The 26963-nt window shown below is 67.9% G+C and carries 24 protein-coding genes; all 24 read left to right on the top strand.

All coding sequences use genetic code 11. The annotated features are described in order from the left end of the window. The first annotated feature begins 25 nt into the window (after positions 1 to 25). The 24 genes from alaS (at position 26) to ABIB14_RS13720 (ending at position 26590) form a co-directional block, all read left to right on the top strand. The gene (gene alaS, locus ABIB14_RS13835; RefSeq protein ID WP_354236488.1) at positions 26 to 2704 is read left to right on the top strand and encodes an alanine--tRNA ligase; all 2679 of its coding nucleotides are present in this window, start codon (positions 26 to 28) and stop codon (positions 2702 to 2704) included. 12 nt (positions 2705 to 2716) lie between these two features. Beyond that, positions 2717 to 3331 carry a Holliday junction resolvase RuvX gene (gene ruvX, locus ABIB14_RS13830; RefSeq protein ID WP_354236487.1) on the top strand — a complete coding sequence of 205 codons (615 nt, stop codon included), beginning with the start codon at positions 2717 to 2719 and terminating at the stop codon, positions 3329 to 3331. Then, entirely contained in the window at positions 3312 to 4979 is a 1668-nt protein-coding gene (mltG, locus tag ABIB14_RS13825; RefSeq protein ID WP_354236486.1) for an endolytic transglycosylase MltG, read from the top strand. The genes ruvX and mltG overlap by 20 nt, the downstream gene beginning before the upstream one ends. Next, positions 4976 to 5845 carry a shikimate dehydrogenase gene (locus ABIB14_RS13820; protein WP_354236526.1) on the top strand — a complete coding sequence of 290 codons (870 nt, stop codon included), beginning with the start codon at positions 4976 to 4978 and terminating at the stop codon, positions 5843 to 5845. Before mltG ends, ABIB14_RS13820 begins: the two co-directional genes overlap by 4 nt. Positions 5846 to 5871: 26 nt before the next feature. Further along, the gene (gene aroC / locus ABIB14_RS13815) at positions 5872 to 7071 is read left to right on the top strand and encodes a chorismate synthase (protein ID WP_354236484.1); all 1200 of its coding nucleotides are present in this window, start codon (positions 5872 to 5874) and stop codon (positions 7069 to 7071) included. A 53-nt stretch (positions 7072 to 7124) separates the two neighbouring features. Continuing rightward, complete coding sequence (locus ABIB14_RS13810; protein ID WP_354236525.1) at positions 7125 to 7706, top strand: shikimate kinase; 582 nt, start codon at positions 7125 to 7127, stop codon at positions 7704 to 7706. After that, positions 7703 to 8794, top strand: coding sequence for a 3-dehydroquinate synthase (gene aroB, locus ABIB14_RS13805; protein ID WP_354236482.1), 1092 nt, complete (start codon positions 7703 to 7705; stop codon positions 8792 to 8794). The genes ABIB14_RS13810 and aroB overlap by 4 nt, the downstream gene beginning before the upstream one ends. Continuing rightward, the gene (locus tag ABIB14_RS13800) at positions 8794 to 9312 is read left to right on the top strand and encodes a tetratricopeptide repeat protein (protein ID WP_354236480.1); all 519 of its coding nucleotides are present in this window, start codon (positions 8794 to 8796) and stop codon (positions 9310 to 9312) included. Before aroB ends, ABIB14_RS13800 begins: the two co-directional genes overlap by 1 nt. 170 nt (positions 9313 to 9482) lie before the next feature. Next, positions 9483 to 10046 carry an elongation factor P gene (efp, locus tag ABIB14_RS13795; protein ID WP_354236478.1) on the top strand — a complete coding sequence of 188 codons (564 nt, stop codon included), beginning with the start codon at positions 9483 to 9485 and terminating at the stop codon, positions 10044 to 10046. Beyond that, entirely contained in the window at positions 10046 to 10456 is a 411-nt protein-coding gene (nusB, locus tag ABIB14_RS13790; RefSeq protein ID WP_354236477.1) for a transcription antitermination factor NusB, read from the top strand. Before efp ends, nusB begins: the two co-directional genes overlap by 1 nt. Positions 10457 to 10655: 199 nt before the next feature. Continuing rightward, on the top strand, positions 10656 to 11255 hold the full coding sequence (pyrR, locus tag ABIB14_RS13785) for a bifunctional pyr operon transcriptional regulator/uracil phosphoribosyltransferase PyrR (RefSeq protein ID WP_354236475.1): 600 nt from the start codon (positions 10656 to 10658) through the stop codon (positions 11253 to 11255). Continuing rightward, positions 11252 to 12259, top strand: coding sequence for an aspartate carbamoyltransferase catalytic subunit (locus ABIB14_RS13780; RefSeq protein WP_354236474.1), 1008 nt, complete (start codon positions 11252 to 11254; stop codon positions 12257 to 12259). Before pyrR ends, ABIB14_RS13780 begins: the two co-directional genes overlap by 4 nt. Continuing rightward, positions 12259 to 13647 carry a dihydroorotase gene (locus tag ABIB14_RS13775; RefSeq protein ID WP_354236473.1) on the top strand — a complete coding sequence of 463 codons (1389 nt, stop codon included), beginning with the start codon at positions 12259 to 12261 and terminating at the stop codon, positions 13645 to 13647. Before ABIB14_RS13780 ends, ABIB14_RS13775 begins: the two co-directional genes overlap by 1 nt. After that, a complete protein-coding gene (locus tag ABIB14_RS13770) occupies positions 13647 to 14165 on the top strand; it encodes a PH-like domain-containing protein (protein WP_354236472.1) in 519 nt (172 codons plus the stop codon). Before ABIB14_RS13775 ends, ABIB14_RS13770 begins: the two co-directional genes overlap by 1 nt. A gap of 82 nt (positions 14166 to 14247) precedes the next feature. After that, positions 14248 to 15489: a glutamine-hydrolyzing carbamoyl-phosphate synthase small subunit gene (gene carA / locus ABIB14_RS13765; RefSeq protein WP_502909670.1), complete on the top strand. Its 1242-nt coding sequence runs from the start codon at positions 14248 to 14250 to the stop codon at positions 15487 to 15489. Then, positions 15489 to 18833 carry a carbamoyl-phosphate synthase large subunit gene (gene carB / locus ABIB14_RS13760; protein ID WP_354236470.1) on the top strand — a complete coding sequence of 1115 codons (3345 nt, stop codon included), beginning with the start codon at positions 15489 to 15491 and terminating at the stop codon, positions 18831 to 18833. The genes carA and carB overlap by 1 nt, the downstream gene beginning before the upstream one ends. After that, positions 18826 to 19692 carry an orotidine-5'-phosphate decarboxylase gene (gene pyrF / locus ABIB14_RS13755; protein ID WP_354236469.1) on the top strand — a complete coding sequence of 289 codons (867 nt, stop codon included), beginning with the start codon at positions 18826 to 18828 and terminating at the stop codon, positions 19690 to 19692. Before carB ends, pyrF begins: the two co-directional genes overlap by 8 nt. A gap of 84 nt (positions 19693 to 19776) precedes the next feature. Beyond that, positions 19777 to 20094: an integration host factor, actinobacterial type gene (gene mihF, locus ABIB14_RS13750; RefSeq protein WP_354236468.1), complete on the top strand. Its 318-nt coding sequence runs from the start codon at positions 19777 to 19779 to the stop codon at positions 20092 to 20094. Positions 20095 to 20133: 39 nt separating this feature from the next. Continuing rightward, on the top strand, positions 20134 to 20706 hold the full coding sequence (gmk, locus tag ABIB14_RS13745; RefSeq protein ID WP_354236467.1) for a guanylate kinase: 573 nt from the start codon (positions 20134 to 20136) through the stop codon (positions 20704 to 20706). Between the two features lie 39 nt (positions 20707 to 20745). Then, the gene (gene rpoZ, locus ABIB14_RS13740) at positions 20746 to 21009 is read left to right on the top strand and encodes a DNA-directed RNA polymerase subunit omega (RefSeq protein WP_354236466.1); all 264 of its coding nucleotides are present in this window, start codon (positions 20746 to 20748) and stop codon (positions 21007 to 21009) included. 26 nt (positions 21010 to 21035) lie between these two features. Beyond that, entirely contained in the window at positions 21036 to 22319 is a 1284-nt protein-coding gene (locus tag ABIB14_RS13735; RefSeq protein ID WP_354236464.1) for a bifunctional phosphopantothenoylcysteine decarboxylase/phosphopantothenate synthase, read from the top strand. Positions 22320 to 22398: 79 nt separating this feature from the next. Further along, positions 22399 to 23634 (top strand): methionine adenosyltransferase, encoded by a 1236-nt coding sequence (metK, locus tag ABIB14_RS13730; protein ID WP_354236463.1) that lies wholly within the window; start codon positions 22399 to 22401, stop codon positions 23632 to 23634. Positions 23635 to 23835: 201 nt separating this feature from the next. Further along, the gene (locus tag ABIB14_RS13725; RefSeq protein WP_354236462.1) at positions 23836 to 26019 is read left to right on the top strand and encodes a primosomal protein N'; all 2184 of its coding nucleotides are present in this window, start codon (positions 23836 to 23838) and stop codon (positions 26017 to 26019) included. Positions 26020 to 26089: 70 nt separating this feature from the next. Continuing rightward, entirely contained in the window at positions 26090 to 26590 is a 501-nt protein-coding gene (locus ABIB14_RS13720; protein WP_354236461.1) for an NUDIX domain-containing protein, read from the top strand. The last annotated feature ends 373 nt before the right edge of the window (positions 26591 to 26963 follow it).

Genomic DNA, 26963 nt, shown 5'->3' with positions numbered 1-26963 from the left:
ATATTGAAGGGTAAGTAACCAGGTTATGAAGTCGCAGGAGATCACTAAGCGCTGGATCGACTTTTTTGTCAGCAAGGGCCACACGGCCGTCCCCTCCGCCTCCCTGGTCTCCAGCGACCCGTCCCTGCTTTTCACGGTGGCCGGCATGGTGCCGTTCATCCCGTACCTGACCGCGCGTGAGGAAGCCCCCTACGCCAGGGCCACCAGCGTGCAGAAGTGCATCCGCACCGGCGATATCGAGGAAGTCGGCAAGACCGCCCGGCACGGCACTTTCTTCCAGATGTGCGGCAACTTCTCCTTCGGCGACTACTTCAAGGAAGACGCCATCAAGTTCGCGTGGGAACTGCTCACCACCGGCGTGGACGACGGCGGGTACGGGCTGCCGCCCGAGCGGCTGTGGGTCACCGTCTACGAAGAGGACGACGAAGCCAAGGAACTCTGGCTGAAGAACACCGGGGTTCCGGCCGAGCGGATCCAGCGGATGGGCAAGGCGGACAACTACTGGTCCACCGGCCAGCCCGGCCCGGCCGGTCCCTGCTCGGAGATCTACTATGACCGCGGTCCCGCGTACGGCATCGAGGGCGGCCCGATCGCTGACGAAACCCGGTACATCGAGATCTGGAACCTCGTTTTCATGCAATACCAGATCGACAACGTCCGCTCGAAGGTGGACTTCGACATCACCGGCGAGCTGCCCAAGAAGAACATCGATACCGGCCTCGGCATGGAACGCCTCGCGATGATCCTCCAAGGCGTCGAGAACATGTACGAGACCGACCAGGTCCGGCCCGTGATCGACAAGGCCGCGGCCCTGTCCGGCAAGGACTACACCTCCGCAGAGACCCCCGAGGACCCGCACCACACGGACGACGTCCGGATGCGCGTGGTGGCCGACCACATCCGTTCGGCCCTGATGCTGATCGCCGACGGTGTGACCCCCTCCAATGAGGGCCGTGGCTACGTGCTGCGCCGCCTGATCCGCCGTGCCGTGCGTTCGATGCGCCTTCTGGGCGTCGAGCAGGCCTGCCTGCCCGAGCTGCTGCCGGCTTCCCGGGACGCCATGAAGGGCGTCTACCCGATCGTGGAGACCGACTTTGACCGGATCAGCCGGATCGCCTACGCGGAGGAGAGGGCGTTCCTGCGGACCATCGCCTCCGGCACCGCGCGCCTCGAGGACGCTGTGAAGGAATCCAAGGCCGCCGGCCAGCCGCTCTCCGGCGCGGACGCCTTCGCCCTCCACGACACCTATGGATTCCCGATCGACCTCACGCTGGAAATGGCCGAGGAAGCCGGGCTCAACGTCGACGAGCCCGAGTTCCGCAAGCTCATGCTGGAGCAGCGCCAGCGGGCCCAGGCGGACGCCAAGGGCAAGAAGGGCGGCCACGCGGACCTCAGCGCCTTCCAGGAGCTCCTCGCCGCGGGGGAGACGGTCTTCACCGGTTACACCGAGCTCGCCGGGGAGTCCAAGGTCCGGGGCATTCTCTCGGCCGGACGGAAGGTAGCCCAGGCATCCACCGGCGATGAAATCGAACTCGTCCTGGCCGAGACCCCGTTCTACGCCGAGGCCGGCGGCCAGGCCGCCGACACCGGACTGATCACCGGCGACGGCTTCGTCGTCGAGGTCCTGGACGTGCAGCGCCCGATCAAGGGACTGAGCGTGCACAAGGCCATCGTCCGCGAAGGCGAAATCGGCGCCGACTCGCAGGTCCTTGCTGCCGTGGACCGGGAGCGCCGGCACGCCGCCGAGCAGGCGCACACCGGCACGCACATCGTGCATGCGGCGCTGCACCAGATCCTCGGCCCGGAAGCCCTGCAGCGCGGTTCCTTCAACAAGGCCGGCTACCTGCGCTTCGACTTTTCCTGGGGCGAGGGCCTCAGCGCCGCCACCCGCTCCGAAATCGAGGAAGTCTCCAACATCGCCATCCGGAACAACTTCCAGGTGCAGACCAAGGTGATGGGTCTCGCTGAGGCCAAAGCGCTCGGCGCCATGGCCCTGTTCGGTGAGAACTACGGCAACGAGGTCCGCGTCGTGGAGATCGACGGCGCCTGGTCGCGTGAGCTGTGCGGCGGCACGCACGTGTCCAACACCTCCCTGATCGGCAGTTTGTCCCTGCTCGGCGAGCAGTCCGTCGGTTCGGGAAACCGTCGTGTCGAGGCCTTCGTCGGCATGGACGCGTTCCGTCACCTCGCAGCTGAGCGGGCCCTCGTGACGGAACTTACCGAGATGCTGAAGGTCCCCTCCGGTCTGCTCACGGAACGGATCGGCAACACGCTGGCCAAGCTGAAGGCAACCGAGAAGGAACTCGAACGGCTGCGCAAGGAGCAGCTCACGGCTGCGGCCGCCAATCTGGCAGGCACCTTCAACGATGCCGCCGGCGTCAAGGTCATCGCGCATGACGCCGGCCTGGTCAGCGGCGCAGACGACCTCCGCAGCCTGGCCCTGGACCTGCGGACCCGGCTCGGTTCCGAGGCCGCCGCCGTCGCTGTCGCCGGGGTCAGCAACGACCGGCCCGTCATTCTGGTCGCCACCAACGACGCCGCCCGCGCGGCCGGCGTCAAGGCCGGCGCGCTCGTGCGCCTGGCCGCCGGAATCCTCGGCGGCGGCGGCGGCGGCAAGGACGACGTTGCCCAGGGCGGCGGTACCGACGCGTCCCAGGTCGGCGCGGCCCTCGCCGCCGTCGTCGACGCCATTACGAGGCGCTAGCCCGGTTCCGCAATGAGTGAATCTGCCGGGCCCGACGGCTACCCCCGGGGCGTAAAACTGGGGGTAGACGTCGGCACCGTGCGGGTGGGCGTCGCCGTGTCCGACCGCGACGGCATCCTGGCCACGCCCCTGCGGACGCTGGCCCGGAACACGAAGAAGAACACCGACGTTCGGATCCTCGCGAAGCTCGCGCTGGAGCTGGATGCGGTGCAGATTTTCGTTGGCCTGCCGCGCACCATGAAGGGCGAGGAGCACGCCTCCGCGCGGATGGCTACCGAGTATGCACAGCTACTGGTCAGTACACTATTGGAGGCCGGGTCCGGCCTGCCGGTGAGGTTGGTTGACGAGCGGCTGAGCACGGTGACAGCCCACCGCAGCCTGCACCAAGCTGGCATGAGCAGCCGGGACCACCGTAAAGTAGTGGATCAGGTTGCGGCCGCAGGTATCCTGCAGCATGCCATCGATATGCAAAAGGCCAGGGGAACGGATGTGGGAAGACGCGTCAGCGCTGACTTTCCTCCGGGGCCACCCGGCGACGGCGCTCAGGCCGTCCCGGTAGTAGACACGCATTCTGCACAACGCATTCTGCACAAAATGGAAGGCTACAGTGAGCCCGGTCAACAATGACGACTCCTCTGGTGCTGCCAACAGCGGCGCAGGCCGCCCGCTGACGCGCAAAGAGATCAGGGCCCGGGAAAAGTTCCTGGCGACGCAGGGTCATAGCACCATCCCGCCCCAGGCCTTCGAGACTGGGCGCGAAACCCCGGTCTCTGCGCCGGCGGCTCCCCGTGAGCCGGCCGCGTCGCCGGATGCTCCGGCCGCCGCCCCGGCGCACGAAGCGCCGGTCCCCGACGAGCCCGTTCACGACGTGGGGGCCCCTGAACCCTTCCATGACGCGCCCGCGGTCGAGGTGCCAGTTGACGAAGAACCTGTACACGACGAGCCCGCGTACGAGGAACCATTCCCCGAAAGCGACCGGCACGAGTACGCGGGGATGTCGCGCGAGGAGACCCTGCGCCGCGCCGACGAACTGCAGCACGGCCACGAATCCCAGCACGGCCACGAATCCCAGCACGACTTTGACGCCCAGCACGCTGGCTTCGCCCCGGCATACCCCGAAGATGAGGGCCACCATGCCGACGACGACGACGACAACGACGACGCCGGCGACGGCCTGATGGCAGGAGCCGCCGCCATTCCCACCGCCAAGGGTCCGTCCAAGAAAGTCCGCCGCCGCCGCTTCCTCGCCCTGGTGGTGACGCTGGCCGTCTTCGTCCTCGCGATCGTCGCCGGAGCACAGTTCATCAAACCCCTGCTCGGCGGCGACGTTGCGGCCGACTATCCGGGCCCGGGAACAGGCCAGGTGACCATCACCGTGCCGCCGGGCGCCGGTCCCAAGTCCGTGGCCAGTGACATGCAGTCCAAGCAGGTCATCGCCAACGCGGATTCGTTCCTCAAGCAGTTCACCGCCTCCGGAGGCGCGCTCAGCCCGGGCAGCTTCACCATGCGCAAGGAAATGAACAACTCCGACGCGGTGGCCGTGCTCCTGAACAAGGACCAGGCCAAGGTCATGTACTTCGCGCTGAGCGCCGGCATGCGGATCGGAGAGTCACTGCAGGCCATCTCCCAGGGCACCGGCGTCCCTGCTTCGGAACTGAAGGCGCTCAGTGACGCCCCGGCCCAGTTCGGCCTTCCGGCCAAGGCCAAGAACCTCGAAGGCTTCCTGTTCCCCGGCGAATACCGTTTCCCGGTCGGCACCCCGGCCAAGGACGTGCTGACTAAGCTCGTCGGAAGCGCCCTGGACGAGCTCAAGGCCCAGGGGGTCACCGATCCCGCAAAACAGTACGACGCCGTCACCGTCGCCAGCATTGTGCAGGCCGAGGGCGGCCAGGCCGAGTACGGCGACGTGGCCGGCGCCATCTACAACCGGCTCAAACCCAACAACACCGAGACGAACGGCCTGATCCAATCCGACGCCACGGTGACCTACGGGCTCGGAATCCGGAGCTTCCACATTGACGAGCAGCAGAAGGCGGACAAGTCCAACCCGTACAACACCTATGCCAACGCCGGATTGCCGGCCGGTCCGATCGGTTCCCCGGGCAAGACTGCCATCGACGCGGCCGCCAAGCCCAAGACCAATGACTATTTGTACTGGGTGACCATCAACCTGGACACCAAGGAGACCAAGTTCGCCAAGACTCTGGCGGAGCACAACGTCAACGTCGCCAAGTACAACGCCTGGTGCGACTCCAACCCGAACCGTTGCGTGTGACGCTGCGGGCCGCAGTCCTCGGCCACCCGATCGGTCACTCGAAGTCCCCGGCGCTGCACCGTGCCGCATACGCGCAACTGGGTGCCGACCTGGCCTATGAGGCCATCGACGTGACGGTGGACGCGTTGCCGGTCTTCATGGCCGGGGTGCGCGGGGACGGGCGCTGGCGCGGACTGTCCGTGACCATGCCGCTCAAGGCCGCCATGGCCGCGGAGGTGGACGACATCCGCGGGGTGGCCCGACAGCTGGGAGTTATTAACACCGTCGCCTTCGAAAGCGGCCCCCATGACGGGTCCCCGGCCCGGCTTGTCGGTTACAACACCGACGTCGCCGGCATCGTCAACGCCCTCCGCTACGCCGGCGCAACCGCCAAGCCCGTCGCCGTCGTCCTCGGGGGCGGCGGCACGGCTGCGGCCGCCATCGCCGCGATGAAGGAGTTCGGCGCAGCATCCGTGGCCGTCTACGTCCGCGATGTTGCCCGGGCTGCCGAAGCGCGGGCTGCGGCCGCCGCCGTCGGCCTTTCCCTGCAGGTGCTGCCCCTGACCGGCGCAGCGCCGGCAGTCGCCGCAGCCGACGTCGTGATCTCCACCCTGCCGCCGCGGGCCGCGGACGGCGTGGCGGAAGAACTGGCCCGGCACGGTTCGCTAGTGGACGGCGTGCTGCTCGATGTCGCCTACGACCCGTGGCCCAGCCGGATCGCCACCGTCTTCTCGGACGCGGGCGGGCGGGTGGTCCCGGGTCTTGAAATGCTGCTCTACCAGGCGGTCGAGCAGGTACGGTATTTCACCGGTCTCGAAGGCCCGGCAGCGGCGGAAGTCATAGATGTGATGTGTGACGCAGTCGGGGCACCTCGACGGGCGTTCTAAGTGCCAGGCATGGCAGGATGGAATTTATGTTGCGTTGGTTGACTGCCGGAGAATCCCATGGCCCGGCCCTGGTCGGAATAATCGAAGGCGTCCCCGCCGGTGTTGAACTCACCAGCGCCCGGATTGTCGAGGCACTGGCCCGGCGCCGGCTCGGCTACGGCCGCGGCGCCCGGATGAAGTTCGAGCAGGACGCGGTAACGGTCCTCGGCGGTGTCCGCCACGGACTGACCCAGGGCGGACCGGTGGCCATCCAGGTCGGCAACACGGAGTGGCCCAAGTGGGAGCAGATCATGTCCGCTGACCCGGTGGACCCCGACGTCCTCGCCGACCAGGCCCGCAACGCCCCGCTGACCAGGCCCCGTCCGGGCCACGCAGATTTTACCGGCATGCAGAAATACGGCTTCGACGAGGCCCGGCCGGTCCTGGAACGCGCGAGCGCCCGGGAAACCGCCACCCGTGTGGCCCTGGGCGCCGTCGCGGCCGCCTTTCTTCAGCAGCTAGGCATCGAACTGGTCTCACACACCGTGTCCATCGCCAGTGTGTCCGTTCCGGAAGGCCGGCCGCTGCCGGCCCCGGACGACGTGCTGGCCCTCGACGCGGATCCGTTGCGCTGCTTCGACCGCGAAACTTCCGACGCCATGGTCGCCGAGGTTGACACTGCGCACAAGGAAGGTGAGACCCTCGGCGGCGTCGTCGAAGTCCTCGCCTACGGACTCCCGCCGGGACTGGGCAGCTACGTCCACTGGGACCGGCGCCTGGACTCACGCCTGGCCGCCGCCCTGATGGGGATCCAGGCGATCAAGGGCGTCGAAGTCGGGGACGGCTTCCGCACCGCCGCACGCCGCGGCTCGGCAGCCCACGACGAGATCGTCCAGGACGCGGACGGCCGGATCATCCGCACTTCCAACCGTGCCGGCGGCGTCGAAGGCGGCATGAGCATCGGCGACGTGCTCCGGGTCCGCGCCGCCATGAAGCCCATCGCCACGGTGCCGCGCGCGCTCAGGACCGTGGACGTCAGCACCGGCGAACCGGCCAAGGCCCACCACCAGCGCTCGGACGTCTGTGCGGTCCCGGCGGCCGGCGTCGTGGCAGAGGCCATGGTGGCCCTGGTCCTGGCCGAGGCGGTCACGGAGAAGTTCGGCGGCGACTCCGTGCAGGAGACCGCGCGCAACATCAAGGGTTACCTGGACAACATCCCGGCGTCCCTGGACTCGATCGGGCACTAGTGCACGCCCGTAGCACGCCGCGTGAGGCGCCGCGGAAAGAGCCGCGGAAGGAACTGCTCGAAGCACTGAAGCGGCCGGTCGCCCTGATCGGGCCGATGGCGGTCGGTAAGTCAGCGGTCGGCCAGCAGCTCGCCAGGCAACTCGGGGTCCGCTTCGTCGACACCGACGTCGAAGTGGTGGCCCGGCATGGCAGCATCGCGGACATTTTCGCCGGCCGCGGGGAGTCAGCGTTCCGCGAACTCGAGGCCCGGGCGGTGGCCCAGGCCGTGGAGGAGGCCGCCGGCAGCGCCACGGTGATCTCCCTCGGCGGAGGTGCCGTGCTTGACTCCGGCACCCAGCAGCTGCTGGCCACGTGCACAGTGGTTTACCTCGAATGCGACGCTGATACCGTCTCCGAACGGATTGCCCGGAACTCCGGCCGCCCGCTCCTGGCCGGTGACGCGATGGAACGCTGGCGGGTGCTGTTCGCTACCCGGCAGCCAGTGTATGAACGGCTCGCCGATGTAATTCTCGATGTCCGGAACGGCTCCGTTCCGGACCTCGCGGACCGGCTCCAGGATGCGCTGGAGCAACAGGCCGCCGTCCGCACCGGGAAGGCCGCCACCCCGGCGGCAACAAAGAAAGTTGAAAAGTGAGCACCGAATCAACCGTCATCAAAGTCACCGGCCAGGCACCGGGGGACAACTACGACGTCGTCGTGGGACGCGGGCTGCTCGCCCGCCTTCCCGGCCTGCTGGGCGAGCGTGTCAAACGCGTCCTCGTGATCCACCCCCGCGCGCTGCGGCTCACCGGCGACGCGGTCCGGGAAGAGCTGGCCACCGCCGGCTTCACCGCCCTCACCGCCGAGATCCCGGACGCCGAGGAAGGCAAGCACATCGAGGTGGCCTCGTTCTGCTGGCAGGTGCTGGGCCAGAACGACTTCACCCGCTCCGACGCGATCGTCGCCGTCGGCGGGGGAGCGGTGACCGACCTCGCCGGTTTCGTCGCCGGGACCTGGTTGCGCGGAGTCAAGGTCATCCACATGCCGACCAGCCTGCTCGGCATGGTGGACGCAGCAGTCGGCGGCAAGGCCGGCATTAACACCGCCGAAGGCAAGAATCTGGTGGGAGTCTTCCACCCGCCGGCGGGCGTGCTCGCGGACCTGGACACACTGGACACGCTGCCGAAAAACGAGCTCATCTCCGGCATGGCCGAGGTCATCAAGTGCGGTTTCATCGCGGACCCGGCCATCCTCGAATTGATCGAGAAAGACCCCTCCGCCGTGTCCGATCCCCGCGCGGACACCCTGCGCGAATTGATCGAACGCGCCATTACGGTGAAGGCCCGGGTCGTTTCCGAGGACCTGAAGGAAACCGGACAGCGCGAGATCCTCAACTACGGCCACACCCTGGGCCACGCGATCGAACTCGCGGAACGTTACTCCTGGCGGCACGGCGCCGCCGTTTCGGTGGGCATGATGTTCGCCGCCGAACTGGCCCGCAGCGTCGGCCGGCTCAGCGACGCCGACGCCGACCGGCACCGGAACATCCTGGAAAGCCTCGGGCTGCCTATAACCTACCGGCGTGACCGCTGGCAGGCGTTGTTGGACGGCATGCGGCGGGACAAAAAGTCCCGCGGCGACCTGCTCCGCTTCGTGGTGCTCGACGGCGTCGCACGACCGGGCATCCTGGACGTGCCGGACACCTCCCTGCTCTTCGCGGCCTACCAGGAAATCGCCTCCTGATGATCAGCGATTCCGGTGGCACCAGCGAGTGGCCGGACGGCGGGTTCCCCGGCATCCGGATCAATCCGGTAACCCTCATGCCCCAGCTTGTCAACGAGGAGGCCTGCACGGAGGCCCTGGCCGCATCGACCGACCCCTCCGACCTGATCTTCGTGCGCCTCGTGCAGGGCCACCCGGGTGAGGCCGCCGATCTGCTGGCCGAAGCCCGGTACAAGGACCCTGACTCCTTCCGGCTGCGGATGTTCGAGGCGGAAGTCCTGCGGGTGTCGCACCGCTTCGACCGAGCCGTCGAGCTTTACCGCCAGCTTCTGGCCGAAGCGCACGGCACGCCCGCGGAGGCCGTAGTCCGGCAACACCTCGGCCGGTCCTACTTCGCCGCCGGCCACACTGCGGCCGCCGTCGAATCCTTCGCCAAGGCGCTGGATCTGCGTGTGGCGGAGTCCGCGGACGCCGCCCTCATCTACTCCTCGACCGTGGCGCTGCAGCGCGCACGGGACGTGCTGGACCACGCCTGCTGAATGCGCGCCCGCCGGCCCGCCCGGCAGCCCGTCCGCCGGCGGGCCGGCGGAACCGGTAGAATAGTTTTTGGATTTTTGATAAACACGCGCTGGCAGGCCGGATCGGCATGCCTGCCTGGCATAAGCGGCTGGCGGCTTGAAACCAGCGGACAATGAAACCAGAGGATATTGTGGCAACGACTAACGACATCAAGAATGGAACCGTGCTGAAGCTCGAGGGCCAGCTGTGGAACATCATCGAGTTCCAACACGTCAAGCCCGGCAAGGGTGGAGCGTTTGTCCGCACCAAGATGCGCAACGTGATGTCGGGCAAGGTCGTCGACAAGACCTTCAACGCCGGCCTCAAGATCGAGACCGCCACGGTTGACCGCCGCGACTACCAGTACCTGTACCAGGACGGCGCCGACTTTGTGTTCATGGACACCTCGGACTTCGACCAGCTCACGGTCCCCGGCGCCACCGTCGGCGACGCCACCAACTTCATGCTGGAGAACCAGATGGTGAACATCGCCATCCACGAAGGCAACCCGCTCTACATCGAACTGCCGCCGAGCGTGGTGCTGGAAATCACCTACACCGAACCGGGCCTGCAAGGCGACCGTTCCTCCGCCGGCACCAAGCCCGCCACCTTGGAGACCGGCTACGAGATCCAGGTGCCGCTGTTCGTCGAGAACAACACCAGGGTCAAGGTCGACACCCGCGACGGCAGCTACCTTGGCCGGGTCACCGACTAGTGAGCGCCCGCGGTAAGGCCCGAAACCGGGCACTGGATGTTCTTTTTGAGGCGGAGCAGCGTTCCATCTCAGCCTTCGATGTGCTGCGTTTCCGTCGCGAACAGACGGACCAGATCATTAACCCCTACACCCTGGAGATCGTCGAGGGAGTCGTGTCCTACCAGGCGGCGATCGACGAGTTCCTGGAAACCTATTCGCAGGGCTGGTCGCTGGAACGGATGCCTTCGGTGGACCGGATCATCCTTCGGATCGGCACCTGGGAACTGCTCTACAACGACGACGTCCCGGACGGCGTCGCTGTGAGCGAGGCCGTCGCGTTGGCCAAAACGCTCTCCACGGATGAGTCGCCGTCGTTCATCAACGGCCTGCTGGGCCGCCTGCAGCAGCTGAAGCCCTCGCTGCTGGCCTGAAACGCTGTGCATCACAGGGCCGGTGCCCCGCCCCGCGGCGGCCGCCGGCCCTTGTTGTTTGCGGCGACCGGCGTCCCGCGGATGTGACGGACGCCGCCCCGGCCCGGGCGGGGGGCGCGGCGGCGCCTGTGGTAATTTGGAGGCGCAAATAATCCTTTTTTAATTCCGTCCCGAGAGGCGGGGAAAGGGGAGACGAGCGTTGACTTCTGTCCCAGAGGCACCGGTTCCGGCCAAGGTCCAACTCAGCAGGGTTGTGCTCAACCAGGCTGACATCGACCGTGCACTCACTCGTATCGCCCATGAGATTCTCGAGTCCAACAAGGGCTCCCAGGACCTTGTCCTACTTGGTATTCCGCGGCGCGGCTATCCGCTCGCGGTCCGCCTGGCCGCCAAGATCGCCGCCGCCGATCCCACCGTGGACGCCGCCGCAATTGTCGGCCAGCTGGATGTCACCATGTTCCGCGACGACCTCTCCCGCCAGCCCACCAGGCCGCCATACCCCACCCAGTTGCCCCGCACCGGGATCGACAACAAGGTGGTCGTCCTGATCGACGACGTGCTCTACTCCGGCCGGACCATCCGGGCCGCGCTGGACGCGATCATCGACCTGGGCCGCCCCCGGATCGTCCGCCTCGCAGTCCTGATCGACCGGGGCCACCGTGAGCTGCCGATCCGCGCGGACCACGTCGGCAAGAACCTGCCCACCTCCTCTGCCGAGAAAGTCCGCGTCCGGCTCGAGGAAACCGACTCCGCCGCCGACGGCCCCGTCAACGAAGTTGTGATCGAGGCCAGCGCATGAAGCACCTGCTCGGCACCGAAGACCTCCCCTACGCGGACGCCATCCGCATCCTCGATACCGCGGAAGAGATGGCCGCGGTGGGGGAGCGGGAGGTCAAGAAGCTCCCCGCGCTGCGCGGCCGGACGGTCGTGAACCTGTTCTTCGAGGACTCCACCCGGACCCGGATCTCCTTCGAAGCCGCGGCCAAGCGGCTCTCCGCGGACGTCATCAACTTCGCCGCCAAGGGGTCCTCCGTTTCCAAGGGCGAATCGCTCAAGGACACCGCACAGACGCTTGCCGCGATGGGGGCCGACGCCGTCGTCATCCGGCACTGGGCGTCAGGGGCCCCGCACCGGCTCGCCGCGACCGACTGGATCGACGCCGCCGTCATCAACGCCGGCGACGGCACCCACGAGCACCCCACCCAGGCCCTGCTGGACGCGTTCACGATGCGGCGGCACTGGTCGAAACTGGCCGGCGCCCCGTCCGCCGGGGCTGACCTGCAGGGCATGCGCGTCGCGATCGCCGGAGATGTGCTGCACTCCCGGGTGGCCCGCTCCAACGTCTGGCTGCTGCGCACCCTGGGAGCGGAAGTCACTCTGGTGGCGCCGCCCACGCTGCTGCCGGTCGGCGTCGAACAGTGGCCCTGCACCGTCAGCTACGACCTCGACGAGACCCTCACCCAGGGCGTGGACGCGATGATGATGCTCCGCGTCCAGGGCGAACGGATGAACGCGTCCTACTTCCCGAGCACCCGCGAGTACTCGCGCCGTTGGGGCTTTGACGACAACCGACTCCGCTCCCTCGACCGTCTGGGCCTCAAGGACACCATCATCATGCATCCCGGCCCGATGAACCGCGGGCTGGAAATTTCCTCGGCGGCCGCCGACTCGCCCCGTTCCACCGTCCTGGCCCAGGTGCGCAACGGCGTGTCCATCCGGATGGCCGCCCTCTACCTGCTGCTCTCCGGGGATACCCGCGGACCAGCCACCCCGACCTTCGCCGACTCCAAGGAGAGCCACTGATGGCATCACAGCACCAGGACACCGGCAGCACCGGCACCTACCTCATCCGGGGAGTCTCGATCCTCGGCGGCGCCGCCGAAGACCTGCTGATCCGCGACGGCCTGATCGCCGGCCGCGGCCAGAACCTGCCCGCCGAGGGCGCCACTGTCATTGAGGCAGCAGGGCTAGTGGCTCTGCCCGGCATGGTGGACATCCACACGCACCTGCGCGAACCCGGCCGCGAGGACGCCGAAACGGTCGAGACCGGCACCCGCGCGGCGGCCCTGGGCGGCTACACCGCCGTGCACGCCATGGCCAACAGCACCCCGGTGGCGGACACCGCCGGCGTCGTCGAGCAGGTCCTGAGCCTGGGCCGCGCCGCCGGCTGGGTGGACGTCCGCCCGGTCGGTGCCGTCACCGTGGGCCTCGCAGGGGAACAGCTCGCCGAGCTCGGCGCCATGGCCGATTCCCGCGCCCGGGTCCGGGTCTTCTCCGACGACGGCGTCTGCGTCAGCGACCCGGTCCTGATGCGCCGCGCCCTGGAATACGTCAAGGCGTTCGACGGCGTCGTCGCCCAGCACGCGCAGGAACCCCGCCTGACCGCCGGGGCGCAAATGAACGAGGGCGTCGTCTCTGCGGTGCTCGGCCTGACGGGCTGGCCCGCCGTCGCGGAGGAAAGCATCATCGCCCGGGACGTGCTGCTCGCCCAGCACGTGGGATCCCGGCTGCACGTCTGCCACGTCTCCACGGCCGGCTCCGTGGAGATTGTCCGCTGGGCCAAGTCGCGCGGCATCAACGTCACGGCAGAGGTCACGCCGCACCATCTCTGGCTGACCGACGAACTGGTCCGCAGCTACGACCCGGTCTACAAGGTCAACCCGCCGCTGCGCACCGACCAGGACGTCCAGGCCCTCCGCTCCGCGCTGGCGGACGGCACGATCGACGTCGTCGGCACTGACCACGCCCCGCACCCCAGCGAACACAAGGAATGCGAATGGGCGCAGGCCGCGATGGGCATGACCGGACTGGAAACCGCCCTCTCGGTGGTGCAGCACACCATGATCGACACCGGGCTGATGGACTGGGACGGCTTTGCCCGCGTGACCTCCACCACCCCCGCCGCCATCGGCCGGCTGGCGGACCAGGGCCGGCCGCTGGAATCCGGCGAACCCGCCAACGTCATACTCGTGGATCCGGCTGCGCGCTGGACGGTAGACCCTTCTAAGATGGCAACCATGGGCCGTAACTCTCCGTTTGCCGGCCGGGAACTCCCGGGCAAGGTGATGGCCACCTTCTTCAAGGGTCATCCGACCGTCCTGGACGGCAAACTCAACACCCCGTACCGGTGGCTCCCGGAGACCGCGGACTCCGCCGGGAACACTGCCACCGCAGCGGCGGGCCGGCCCTGATGGTCAAGGAACTCTCCCTCGTCCTGACGCTGGTTGGGATCGCCGTCGTGCTGGCCCTGATCGGGATCGGCTGGCGGAACCGGCTGCGCCGCCAGGGCGACGTCGAGCCGCTGCCCCCGGTGCCCGACGAGCTGGGCGCCCCGTTGGCCGGCGCCGACGGCCAGTATGTCGCCTCGACCACGGCCGGCGACTGGCTGGACCGGATCGCTGTCCACCGGCTCGGCCTGCGCAGCAATGCCGAACTCAGCGTCCATCCCGAAGGCGTGCTGTTCGACCGTTCGGGCGCAGGCCCGGTCTTCATCCCGGCCGGCCGGCTCACCGGAGTCCGGCAGGAAAGCGGCATGGCCGGAAAATTCGTCGAAAAGGACGGACTCCTGGTGGTCAGCTGGATGCTCGGAGCTAAGGAGCTGGACACCGGCTTCCGCACCCGCCGGGCCGAGGACAAGACCGTGCTCCTGACCGCCCTCCAAGAATTGATCTCCGCAGCCCCTCGGGCAGAAGCCGATAGTGGAAAGTAACGACGTGACGGAATCCAACGAAGTGATAGCCAAAGCAGTGACAGAAGAAGCAGTGACAGAAGAAGCAGTGACAGAAGAAGCAGTGACAGAAGAAGCAGTGACAGACGCGCCACCCGCGGCAGCAGCATCCACCCCCGCCGTGCTCGTCCTCGAAGATGGGCGGATCTTCCGCGGCAGCAGCTACGGCGCCACCGGCACCGCGCTGGGCGAAGCGGTTTTCGCCACCGGCATGACCGGCTACCAGGAGACCATCACGGACCCCTCCTACGCCCGCCAGCTCGTGGTGCAGACCGCGCCGCACATCGGCAACACCGGAGTGAACAAGGACGACGCCGAATCCCGCCGTATCTGGGTGGCCGGCTACATCGTCCGCGACGCCGCCCGACGGCCGTCCAACTGGCGCTCGGAACGCAGCCTCGATGAGGAACTCGTCGACCAGGGCATCGTCGGCATCCAAGGCGTCGACACCCGCGCCATCACCCGGCACCTGCGCGAACACAAGACCATGCGCGCCGGCATCTTCTCCGGCGAGGCCGCAGCTTCCACGGACAAGGAACTCGTGGCGGCCGTGCTGGCCAGCGCGCCGATGGAAGGCTCCCGGCTCGCCGAGGAAGTCAGCGTCGAAACGGCGTACACGGTCGAGCCCGGCGATTGGGGCTGGGACGGCGAACCGCGGTTCAGCATCGCCGCGATCGACCTCGGGATCAAGCGGATGACCCCGATCCGCTTCGCGGAACGCGGCGTCCGGGTCCACGTCCTGCCGGCCACCGCCACCCTGGCCGACGTCCAGGCAGTCAACCCAGACGGCGTGTTCATGTCCAACGGCCCCGGCGACCCCGCCACCGCCGACAACCAGGTCAACCTGCTGCGCTCCGTACTGGACGCCAAGCTGCCCTACTTCGGCATCTGCTTCGGCAACCAGATCCTGGGCCGCGCCCTGGGATTCGGCACCTACAAGCTCCGCTACGGCCACCGCGGCATCAACCAGCCGGTCATGGACCGCCGCACCGGCAAGGTCGAAATCACCTCGCAGAACCACGGCTTCGCTGTCGACGCACCGCTCGAGGGCGCCACGCAGGCGCCGGAGGAGCGCTTCGGCCGGGTTGAGGTCAGCCACGTCAGCCTCAACGACGACGTCGTCGAGGGCCTGTACTGCCTGGACATCCCCGCCTTCTCGGTCCAGTACCACCCCGAAGCAGCCGCCGGCCCGCACGACGCCGCGTACCTCTTCGACCGCTTCATCGAGCTGATGGAGGGCACCTCTTCAAAGACCGAGACAAACCCAAAGACTGCCACCGAATCCCAGACTGAGGACAAGAAGTAATGCCCAAGAGAACTGACCTTAAGAGCGTCCTGGTCATCGGTTCCGGCCCGATCGTGATCGGCCAGGCGGCCGAATTCGACTATTCCGGCACCCAGGCACTGCGTGTCCTCAAGGACGAAGGCCTGCGCGTCATCCTGGTCAACTCCAACCCGGCCACCATCATGACCGACCCGGAGTTCGCCGACGCCACGTACATCGAACCGATCACCCCCGAGGTCGTCGAGAAGATCATCGCCAAGGAACGCCCCGACGCGATCCTGCCCACCCTGGGCGGCCAGACCGCGCTCAACACTGCGATCGCCCTGGACAAGAACGGCGTGCTGGAGAAGTACAACGTGGAGCTCATCGGGGCCAACATCGCCGCGATCGAGCTCGGCGAAGACCGCGAGAAGTTCAAGGGAGTCGTGGAACGCTGCGGCGCCGAATCCGCCCGCAGCCACATCATCCACACCATCGAGGAGGCCCTCACCGCGGCCGAAGACCTGGGCTACCCGATGGTAGTCCGGCCCTCCTTCACGATGGGCGGCCTTGGCTCCGGCCTGGCCTATGACGAAAACGACCTGCGCCGGATCGTCGGCCAGGGCCTGCAGTACAGCCCCACGTCCGAGGTGCTGCTCGAAGAGAGCATCCTCGGCTGGAAGGAGTACGAGCTTGAGATGATGCGGGACAAGAACGACAACGTCGTGGTGGTCTGCTCGATCGAGAACTTCGACCCGGTCGGCGTTCACACCGGCGACTCGATCACGGTCGCCCCGGCCCTGACCCTGACGGACCGCGAGTACCAGCGGCTGCGCGACATCTCGATCGCCGTCATCCGTGAAGTCGGCGTTGACACCGGTGGCTGCAACATCCAGTTCGCCGTCGAACCGGACACCGGCCGCGTCGTCGTGATCGAAATGAACCCCCGCGTCTCCCGGTCCTCGGCCCTGGCCTCCAAGGCCACCGGCTTTGCAATCGCCAAGATCGCGACCAAGCTCTCGCTCGGCTACACCCTGGACGAGATCCCGAACGACATCACGCAGAAGACGCCGGCCTCTTTCGAGCCGACCCTCGACTACGTCGTCGTCAAGGTCCCGCGCTTCGCCTTCGAGAAGTTCCCGGCAGCGGACCCCACCCTGACCACCACTATGAAGTCGGTGGGCGAGGCCATGGCGATTGGCCGGAACTTCACCGAGGCGCTACAGAAGGCTTTGCGGTCGCTGGAACAGAAGGGCTCGCAGTTGGACTTCGGCCCGGTCCCGGAATGGGAAGTCCCCGAGCTGATCGAAAAGGCCAAACGTCCGACGACGGACCGCCTGCACCAGGTCCAGCGGGCCCTGTTAGGCGGCGCCACCGTGGAGCAGCTGTTCGAGGCCACCAAGATCGACCCGTGGTACCTGGACCAGCTCCAGCTCCTGAATGAGATCTCCCAGGAGATCCGCCGCTCCAGTGCCCTGAGCGCTGAGATCCTGCAGCGCGCCAAGCGGCATGGCTTCTCCGACGAGCAGATCGGCGCCCTGACGCACCACTCGGAGGACGTCGTCCGCGGCGTCCGGCAGGCCCTGGGCATCCGCCCGGTTTACAAGACCGTGGACACCTGCGCCGCCGAATTCGCTGCGTACACGCCGTACCACTATTCCTCCTACGACCAGGAGGACGAGGTGGCGCTGCACGCCAAGCCGTCCATCATCATCCTCGGCTCCGGACCGAACCGGATCGGCCAGGGGATCGAGTTCGACTACTCCTGCGTGCACGCTTCGATGGCGCTGCGCAAGGCCGGTTACGAGACCGTGATGGTCAACTGCAACCCGGAAACCGTCTCCACCGACTACGACGTCTCCACCCGGCTGTACTTCGAACCGCTCACGCTCGAGGACGTGCTGGAGGTCATCGCGGCCGAGGAGCGCACCGGCGGCGTGATGGGCGTGTTCGTTCAGCTCGGCGGCCAGACCCCGCTCAAGCTCGCGCAGCAGCTCGCCGACGCCGGCGTGCCGATCCTCGGCACGTCCCCGGAGGCGATCGACCTGGCCGAGCACCGCGGCGCCTTCTCTCGTGTCCTGGACAAGGCCGGGCTGGTCGCCCCGAAAAACGGCACCGCCGTCTCCTTCGAGGACGCCAAGAAGATCGCGGACGAGATCGGCTACCCGGTGCTGGTCCGCCCCTCCTACGTCCTGGGCGGACGCGGCATGGAGATCGTCTACGACGAGCCGAACCTCTCCCGCTACATCGCCAACGCCACCGAGATCACGCCCGACCACCCGGTGCTGATCGACCGGTTCCTCGAGGACGCTATCGAGATCGACGTCGACGCCCTCTACGACGGCAAGGACCTGTACCTCGGCGGCATCATGGAACACATCGAGGAAGCCGGGATCCACTCCGGCGACTCGGCCTGTGTGCTGCCCCCGATCACCCTGGGCAACAACGTGATCGACCGGGTCCGGACGGCCACGCTAGCCATCGCCGAAGGCGTCGGCGTCCGCGGCCTGATCAACATCCAGTTCGCCCTCGCCTCCGATGTGCTCTACGTGCTCGAAGCCAACCCGCGCGCCTCCCGGACCGTGCCGTTCGTGTCCAAAGCGACCGGCGTGCAGATGGCCAAGGCGGCGGCCCTGATCGGCACCGGCGTCACCATCAACCAGCTGCGCAGCGCCTACAAGGTGCTGCCCGAATCCGGCGACGGCTCCACGCTGCCGCTGGACGCCCCGGTGGCGGTCAAGGAAGCGGTGCTGCCGTTCAGCCGCTTCCGCACCCCTGAGGGTAAGGTTGTGGACTCCCTGCTGGGCCCGGAAATGCGCTCCACCGGCGAGGTCATGGGCATCGACAAGCACTTCGACACCGCCTTCGCCAAGAGCCAGGCGGCGGCCAACAACGCGTTGCCGACCGAGGGCAAGATCTTCGTCTCCGTCGCCAACCGGGACAAGCGGGCCATCATTATGGCCGTCAAGCGCCTCTCGGACCTCGGGTTTGAGATCGTCTCCACCGGCGGGACAGCCGATGTGCTGCGCCGCAACGGCCTGCAGGCCAGCACGGTCCGCAAGGTCGCCGAAGGCTCCAGCGCGGAGGGTGAAGGCACCATCGCAGACCTGATCGTCGCCGGCGAGATCGATATGGTCTTCAACACCCCTTCCGGCGGCGAAGCACGCGGCGACGGGTACGAAATCCGCGCCGCCGCGACCTCGATCGGCATCCCGTGCATCACGACGGTCGCCGAGTTCAACGCAGCCGTCCAGGCCATTGAGGCGATGCGGACCTACGAATGGTCGGTCACCAGCCTGCAGGAGCACGCTGCCGCCCTGGCTTCATCCCAGGAGCGGGTCGCGCAGGCCGCCGCCGCCGCGGACGGAGTGCCTCAGCATGCCTGAGGCCGGCAGCGCCGCGTCTGCCGGCCGGGAGCCCTTCGGCTCCCGGCTGGGCCGGGCCATGGCGGAGCGGGGCCCGCTCTGCGTAGGGATTGACCCGCACCCGGCGCTGCTGCAGCGGTGGGGCCTGAACGACGACGCCGCGGGGCTGGAACGCTTCTCGCTGACCGTGCTCGACGCCGTGGCATCCCTGGCTGCCGCAGTGAAACCGCAGGTGGCACTTTACGAACGCCACGGCTCGGCCGGCATGGCCGTGCTGGAACGCGTCCTGGCCGCCTCCGCGGACGCCGGGGTGCTCAGCATCGCCGACGCCAAACGCGGCGATATCGGCTCCACCATGGCCGCCTATGCGGATGCGTGGCTGCGCGACGGCTCGGCCCTGGCCGCGGACTCGGTCACGCTGAGCCCGTACCTGGGCTTCGAATCGCTCCGGCCGGCCCTGGACCTCGCGGCGCAGACCGGCCGCGGCGTCTTCGTCCTGGCACTGACCTCCAACCCCGAGGGCGCGTCCGTGCAGCACGCCGGCGGCGCCGACTCGGTGGCCCGGCGCATCACCCGGGCCGCGGCCGCCGAGAACCTGAGGTATGCCGGTGAACTGGGGTCGGTGGGACTCGTCGTCGGCGCGACCGTCGGCTCCGCGCTGGCGGACCTCGACCTGGACCTCGCCGCTGTCCGCGGCCCCATCCTGGCGCCGGGTCTCGGCGCGCAGGGCGGCACGGCGGCCGACCTGCGGCGCACCTTCGGCAGTGCCTACGGCCAGGTCCTGGGTACCTCCAGCCGTGACATCCTCGGCGCCGGCCCGCAGCTGCCGGGCCTGCGCGCCGCGGCGAAACGCACACTCGACGCACTCCGCGCCGCGTAGCCGGGCGTCGGCGCCGTCGTCGTTCGATTGATTTCCGGGGGCGCCAGACGGTAGGTTCGGGACAGCTACGCAGGGAGGACCTCAGTGAGCTTACGATCCCTCACACCGCAGGAGCGTGCCGATGCCCTGCACAAGGCCGTCGCGGCCCGGGCAGCCCGGGCGACGGCCAAGGAGCGGCTGAAGTCCGGGGAACTGTCCGTCGCGGAGCTGCTCAGCGCCGGGGAGACGGAGGAGGCGATCGCGCGGATGCGGGTGGTTGAACTGCTGGAGGCGTTGCCGGGGATCGGCCAGGTGCGTGCAGCGGCCATCATGAACCGGCTTGGCATCGCCGCCTCACGGCGGCTCCGGGGCCTGGGAATACACCAGCGCCGGGCGCTGGTAGATTTTATAGACGAGAAATAGCTTGGTCCGCCGAGCTCCCCCCACCGCCCAAAGGAATACGTGAGCAAGAAACCGGGACTGACAGTCCTCGCCGGTCCGACGGCTGTCGGCAAAGGCACCGTATCCACCTATATTCGGGACAACTATCCCGAAGTCTGGCTTTCGGTGTCGGCCACTACCCGCCCGCCGCGGCCTGGGGAGGTCGATGGGGTGCATTACTACTTCAAGTCCAAGGACGCGTTTGAATCCCTCGTGGCAGCCGGGGAACTCCTGGAATGGGCCGTGGTGCACGGGCAGAATACGTATGGCACCCTCAAGAGCACTGTGGATGCGGCCATTGCCGAGGGCCGCTCGGTGCTTTTGGAGATTGACCTGCAGGGCGCACGCCAGGTGAAGCAGGCCGTCCCGGACGCGCAGTTCGTCTTCCTCGCCCCGCCCAGCTGGGAAGAATTGGTGCGCCGTCTAGTGGGCCGTGGCACGGAATCGGCCGAGGAACAGCAACGTCGACTGGAAACCGGTAAAGTAGAACTAGCCGCTGAACCGGAGTTCGATCACACCGTCATCAATGATGACGTTCGCCGGGCAGCGGATGAGCTTGTTTCACTCATGGGGCTGACCCCGCACCCGCACTAACCGCCGGGTCGGATCGGCCCGTTAGAATTTGGAGAATTCGTGTCCACGAACCTTGAAGGCATCATCAACCCGCCGATCGACGAGCTGCTGAAGGCTGCCGATTCGAAGTACGGACTGGTGATTTTCGGTGCCAAGCGCGCCCGGCAGATCAACGCCTACTACGCCCAGCTGCACGAGGGCCTGTTCGAGTACGTCGGCCCGCTGGTCGACACCAAGCTGAACGAGAAGTCGCTTTCGATCGCGCTGCGCGAAATCAACGAAGGCAAGCTCGTTTCCACGCCGATCGAACCCGCAGCAGAGTAATAACTCCGCTGCCTGACGGAGGTCACGTGCGCATAGTCCTCGGAGTCGGGGGAGGGATTGCCGCCTACAAGGTGGCGTCGCTCCTCCGGCTTTTTACTGAAGCCGGCCATGACGTCACCGTCATACCCACCGACGCCTCCACCCGGTTCGTCGGTGTTGCCACGTGGGAGGCCCTCTCCGGGCACCCGGTCAGCAACAGCGTCTTCGACGAGGTGCACACCGTCAACCATGTCCGGCTCGGCCATGAGGCGGATCTGATCGTCGTCGCGCCGGCTACGGCCGATCTGCTGGCGCGCGCCGCCACCGGCCAGGCCAACGACCTGCTCACCAACACGCTGCTGATGGCGGGCGGCCCGGTGCTGATGGCACCGGCCATGCACACCGAAATGTGGCGCCATCCGGCCACCCAGGCCAACGTGGAAACCCTGCGCAGCCGGGGTGTCACCGTGCTTGAGCCCGCCACCGGACGGCTGACCGGGGAGGATTCCGGTCCGGGCCGGCTGCCCGAACCCGCGGCGATATTCGCCGCCGCGCTGGCCCTGGCCGGCGCTTCCGCGGTCCCCGCCTCACCGGACCTGTCGGCGTTGGAATCCGTTTCACCCTCTGCCTCCGGGGCCGGGCCGCTGGCCGGGCTCACCGTGACGATCAGCGCCGGCGGCACCCGCGAACCCCTGGACCCGGTCCGGTTCCTGGGCAACCGGTCCTCCGGCAAGCAGGGGGTTGCGCTGGCTGTTGCCGCCCGTGCGGCCGGCGCCCGGGTCCGGCTGCTGGCAGCGCACATGGACGTCCCGGCACCCGCCGGCGTCGAACTGGTGCAGGTCGAGACCGCGCTGGAACTGCGGAAGGCCGCCCTGCACGCCGCCGCGGATTCCGACGTCGTCATCATGGCCGCCGCGGTGGCGGACTTCCGGCCGGCCGACGTCTCCGGCACCAAGATCAAGAAACGTGACGACGCCGCCGACCCCGTGATTTCGCTGGTCCGCAACCCGGACATCCTGCGTGAACTCGTCGAGGTCCGTGACGCCGCGTCCCGGAACCAGTTGATCGTCGGGTTCGCGGCCGAGACCGGCGACGCCGACGGGGACGTCCTCGAATACGCCGCGGCCAAGCTGCGCCGCAAGGCCTGCGACCTGCTGGTGGTCAACCAAGTGGGGATGGACCGGGTCTTCGGCCAGGACAGCAACGAGGTGGTCATCCTTTCGCGGTCCGGCTCCGAACCCCAACAGGCGTCGGGTTCCAAGTCCGACGTCGCCGCTGCCGTGATTGACCGGATCAGCGCCGAGTTGAGCCGGTTTATCCGGCCTGCTTGAGCGCTGCCGTAATCAAGGTCTCCTTAGCAGGGGGACACACGCCGCCGGACGCCCGTTTTCCAACCAGTAAGGTAGTTGAGTGACTTTACCGCTGCACATCCCAGACCTCCACGGGTCCACGCCCGCCGCTCTTCGGCTCTTCACCTCCGAGTCGGTGACGGAAGGACACCCCGACAAGATCTGTGACCAGATCAGCGACTCAATCCTCGACGCCCTCCTGGCCAAGGACCCGGAGTCCCGCGTTGCCGTGGAGACCCTCGCGACGACCGGCCTGGTCCATGTGGCCGGCGAGGTCACCACGGACGCCTACGTCGAGATCCCGCAGATTGTCCGCGAGACCATCCTCGGGATCGGCTACGACTCCTCCGCGAACGGCTTCGACGGGGCCCGATGCGGTGTCTCGGTCTCCATCGGCCAGCAGTCCAACGACATCGCCGGCGGCGTATTCAACTCGCTCGAAGCCCGTGAAGGCCGCCAGGAGGATGACTACGACCTCCAGGGCGCCGGCGACCAGGGCCTCATGTTCGGCTACGCCAGCGACGAAAACCCGTCCTACATGCCGGTCCCGATCTGGCTCGCGCACCGGCTGTCCGAGCGGCTCACCGAGGTCCGCAAGTCCGGGATGTTGGACTACCTGCGGCCCGACGGCAAGACGCAGGTGACCGTGGGCTATGACGGAGACCGTCCGGTCTCGGTCGAGACCGTCGTGATTTCCAGCCAGCACGCCGAAGGCGCCAGCCTCGACCAGCTGCGCGCGGACCTCGCCGAACACGTGGTCAACCCGGTCATGGCACTGTCAAACCTGGACATCTCCCGGTCCCGGAACATCCTCAACCCGGCGGGCGCCTTTGTGATCGGCGGCCCGGTGGGCGACGCCGGCCTGACCGGCCGCAAGATCATCGTCGACACTTACGGCGGCATGGCCCGGCACGGCGGCGGTGCCTTCTCCGGCAAGGACCCGTCGAAGGTGGACCGCTCGGCCGCGTACGCGATGCGCTGGGTTGCCAAGAACGTGGTGGCCGCCGGCCTCGCCAAGCGCGCCGAAATCCAGATTGCGTACGCGATCGGGCAGGCCCGCCCGGTGGGCACGTACGTGGAGACCTTCGGCACCGAAACCGTCGACCCGGCCAGGATCAGTGCGGCGATCGCCGAGATCTTCGACCTGCGTCCCCGCGCCATCATAGACGCGCTTGACCTCAAGCGGCCGATCTACGCCAAGACGGCCGCGCATGGCCACTTCGGCCGCGATGATCCCGACTTCACCTGGGAACGCCTCGACCGGGTCGACGCGCTGAAGGCCTACTTCAACGCGTAGGTGCCGGCCGTGATGCCAAATGTCACTGCCGTAAAATGTCACTGCCCTAAAATGTCGCTGCCCTGTGATGTGCTGTAGCCAGACCGCTGAACGGCGGCCTGGCTACAGTCTTAACCGCTCGTGCAAACTGCCCGTTGCGTCGATCGACCACGTGCCCGCGCACTGAAATACCCGACCAGCCGCTGAAGGGAGGCAGACGCCATGACTGCATCCCATGGCGGCGCGTCGGCGGCGGATGAACCGCTCCAGCTCTCACTGCTGCACGGGTTCCCCGCCTCCGCGGCTGCCGCGGGGCCGCCCCTGGCCGCGGAACTGCCGGTGGCACGGGTGCTGCTGGAATCGTCCCTCCCGCACCTGGACCGGCCGTTCGACTACAGCGTGCCGGCCGGGCTCGACGCAGCTGCCCGGCCAGGCGTCCGGGTCAAGGTGAAATTCAGCGGCCAGGAACTGGGCGGCTACCTGCTCGAACGGACAGCGGACTCCGACGCGGGCCACGCCCTGGTGCCGCTGTACAAGGTCCTGTCCCCGGTCCCGGTACTCACGCCCGCGGTGGCCGAACTGGCGGGGAGGGTCGCAGCCCGCTACGCCGGAACCGTCAGCGACGTGCTGCGCGTCGCCGTCCCGCCCCGCATGGCGCGACTGGAAAAGGACTTCGCGCCCGGCGGACTGTTGGACCCTGCGCTCTTCGACGCCGCCAGCGACCGGACCGTCACCGCGCCTGCAGCAATAGCGGATGCCACAGCGTCCTGCTGGGCGGACTACCACAACGGGCCGGCGTTCCTGCAGCACCTGGCTGCGGGGGAGTCCCCGCGCGCCGTACTGAGCGCCCTGCAGGGGTTCGGTGCCCGCGGCTGGCCCCGGCTGGTTGCCGAGGCGGTCGCCGCCGTCCGCCGCTCCGGGCGCGGCGCCGTCGTCGTGGTGCCGGACTACCGTGATCTAGACCGGGCCGAGGCGGCCCTTCTGGAGCGCCTTCCGGCCGGGGACGTCGCCCGGCTCACCGCCGACGACGGCCAGACCCCGCGGTACCGCAGTTTCCTGCGGGTGCTCAGCGGGGCGGCCGGCGTCGCAGTGGGCACCCGCTCCGCCGCCTACGCCCCGGTGCATAATCTGGGCCTTGTGGTCTGCTGGGATGACGGCGACGACCTTCACATCGAGCAGCGCTCCCCCTACGCGCACGCGCGTGAAGTGCTACTGCTCCGGGCGGCGCACGAAGGAGCCGCCTGCCTGTTCGCCGGTCACACCCGCAGTACCGAGACGCAGCGGCTGGTGGAGTCCGGCTGGGCCAGCCCGGTCACGGCGGGGCGCGCCGTGCTGCGCCGCAGCGTGCCGCGCGTGCTCAACACCGCTGACAGTTTTGAGCAGGAACGCGACCCGCTTGCCCGGATTGCGCGGTTGCCCGGGGCCGCGTGGCGGGCGGCAAAAGAGGGCCTGGAACGTGGTCCTGTCCTCGTTCAGGTGGCGCGGGCCGGCTACGCCCCGTCGCTGGCGTGCGAACGCTGCCGCGAACCGGTCCGCTGTACCGCTTGTAACGGGCCGCTGGCGATCGCCGGACCGGCGGGCAGCGCCGCGTTGCCGGTCTGCCGCTGGTGCTCGATGGCCGCTCCTGGGTGGCGCTGCGTGCACTGCAACGGAGACCGGCTCCGCCGGGGTGCCACGGGAGCGTTGCGGACGGCCGAGGAGCTGGGCCGGGCGTTTCCGGGCAAGCCCGTCATTACGTCGTCCGGGGACCGCGTCCTCGCCACGGTCCCCGACGGAAAGGCTTTGGTTGTTGCCACCGTCGGGGCCGAGCCGGTCGCTGCCGGCGGCTACGCTGCAGCGCTGTTGCTCGACGGCGACTCGCTGCTGCGCCGGGAAAACTTGCGGGCGGGGGAGGACGCCGTGCGGCGCTGGTTCAACGCTGCCGCCCTGGTCCGTCCCGCGGCCGAAGGTGGCCTGGTGGTCATCACCGCCGAGGACACGGCCGGTGTCGGGGCGCTGCTGCGCTGGGACCCCGCAGGGTTCGCCGGACGCGAACTCGCGCTACGGCAGGAGCTGTCGCTGCCGCCGGCGGTCAGGATTGCGTCCGTTACCGGCGGCCGGACCGCCGTCGAACATTTCAGCCGGGCCGTCGAATTGGCGCTGGCGAATCAGGGTATCGTGCTGCGGTCGGCCGGACCGGCGCCGCTGGGAGGTGGCGGCGGGGGCGGGTCACCGACGGCCGGCATCGGGTCACCGCCGGACGGCGCAGGCCGGCGCAGCGGCGAAGACGTCCGGACCCTGCTGTTCATTCCGTATGCCCAGGCCACCGACACGACCAAAGCGATGCGCGCGGTGAAGGCGGCGGCCGCAGCCAGGCGCACCGACGATCCGGTGCAGCTGCGCCTTGACGGCGTCGACGTGCTGTAGGGGGTAGGTGTTGGGGCTGCACGTCGCGTTGCCCGTAACTGCCGCTCGTTACAACCAAACGGAGGTTCCAGTGCACGACAAGCGAGCTGTTGACGCGGCCATCCGGGACATGCCGATGGCGCACATCGCAGAAGAGGGACTCCAGTGCTGGTTCCAGTCGGATTGGCATAGGGATCCGCGCCCGCTGGCAGCCGATGTGTGGGTGTTCACGCCGGACTTCAGGCACATCCTCGTTGTTCAGCATCGCTGGCGAGGCCTCGTACCGCCAGGCGGACAAGTGGAACCGGATGAGACCCCACGAGGGGGCGCACTTCGCGAGCTTACTGAAGAGACCGGCGTCGAAATCGTTGCCGCCGACCGCCCGGCTTTCGCGGCTGCCCGCTCGTATCGAAAGGACTGGTCAGCGACGCTGAACCTGTCCTATTGGGCGATCGCTGACCCGGCCACAGAACTCGTGCCGGAGGTTGGCCAACCCGCGCGCTGGGTCGACGTCGACACCGACTGGCGAACGTTCCATAAAACTGATTCCAGGGTGATCGCCCGGTTTGCTGAGCAGCAGAGGAGCCGTTAGCGCCGTTTGTCGGCGAGGGGTCGGGCCCTCAATTCCATGGGGGCTTCGGCCCGGCTACCGGATGGACTTGAGCTGCTCCGGCCCTGCAAACGACGGGGCTTTGGGCGCACTGGGACTATTGCCAAGACCGCCCAACAGAAAGCTGTGGGTCCTGATGAACCGGGCGAAAACAGGATGGGCGTCGACGCGACAGCTGGCTGGTCTAAATTGTCGGTGCCCGGTCATAGGCTGGGAGCATGAAAAGCGGAGCGGCTTTGAGCGCGGAAACCCGGGAGGCCCGGTTACGTCCCGCTGAGTGGTGGAGTTTGCCTCGACACCGTGCGGGTCAGTTATTTGATTATGCTGCCGTGAGTTCGGGGAGCAAAATCGTGTC

Origin of the sequence: Arthrobacter sp. UYEF3, assembly GCF_040546245.1 — a bacterium.
Classification (GTDB): domain Bacteria; phylum Actinomycetota; class Actinomycetes; order Actinomycetales; family Micrococcaceae; genus Arthrobacter.
Note: the sequence above shows the minus strand (reverse complement) of the source record. Positions and strands in the feature narration are given on the sequence as shown.

Excerpts from the sequence above, each read along its gene's own strand:
- ABIB14_RS13780 (WP_354236474.1), top strand. The coding sequence starts at position 11,252 with ATGAAGCACCTGCTCGGCACCGAAGACCTCCCCTACGCGGACGCCATC.
- ABIB14_RS13725 (WP_354236462.1), top strand. The coding sequence starts at position 23,836 with ATGACTGCATCCCATGGCGGCGCGTCGGCGGCGGATGAACCGCTCCAG.
- ABIB14_RS13800 (WP_354236480.1), top strand. The coding sequence starts at position 8,794 with ATGATCAGCGATTCCGGTGGCACCAGCGAGTGGCCGGACGGCGGGTTC.
- aroC (WP_354236484.1), top strand. The coding sequence starts at position 5,872 with ATGTTGCGTTGGTTGACTGCCGGAGAATCCCATGGCCCGGCCCTGGTC.
- pyrF (WP_354236469.1), top strand. The coding sequence starts at position 18,826 with ATGCCTGAGGCCGGCAGCGCCGCGTCTGCCGGCCGGGAGCCCTTCGGC.
- ABIB14_RS13770 (WP_354236472.1), top strand. The coding sequence starts at position 13,647 with ATGGTCAAGGAACTCTCCCTCGTCCTGACGCTGGTTGGGATCGCCGTC.
- ABIB14_RS13775 (WP_354236473.1), top strand. The coding sequence starts at position 12,259 with ATGGCATCACAGCACCAGGACACCGGCAGCACCGGCACCTACCTCATC.
- carB (WP_354236470.1), top strand. The coding sequence starts at position 15,489 with ATGCCCAAGAGAACTGACCTTAAGAGCGTCCTGGTCATCGGTTCCGGC.
- alaS (WP_354236488.1), top strand. The coding sequence starts at position 26 with ATGAAGTCGCAGGAGATCACTAAGCGCTGGATCGACTTTTTTGTCAGC.
- ruvX (WP_354236487.1), top strand. The coding sequence starts at position 2,717 with ATGAGTGAATCTGCCGGGCCCGACGGCTACCCCCGGGGCGTAAAACTG.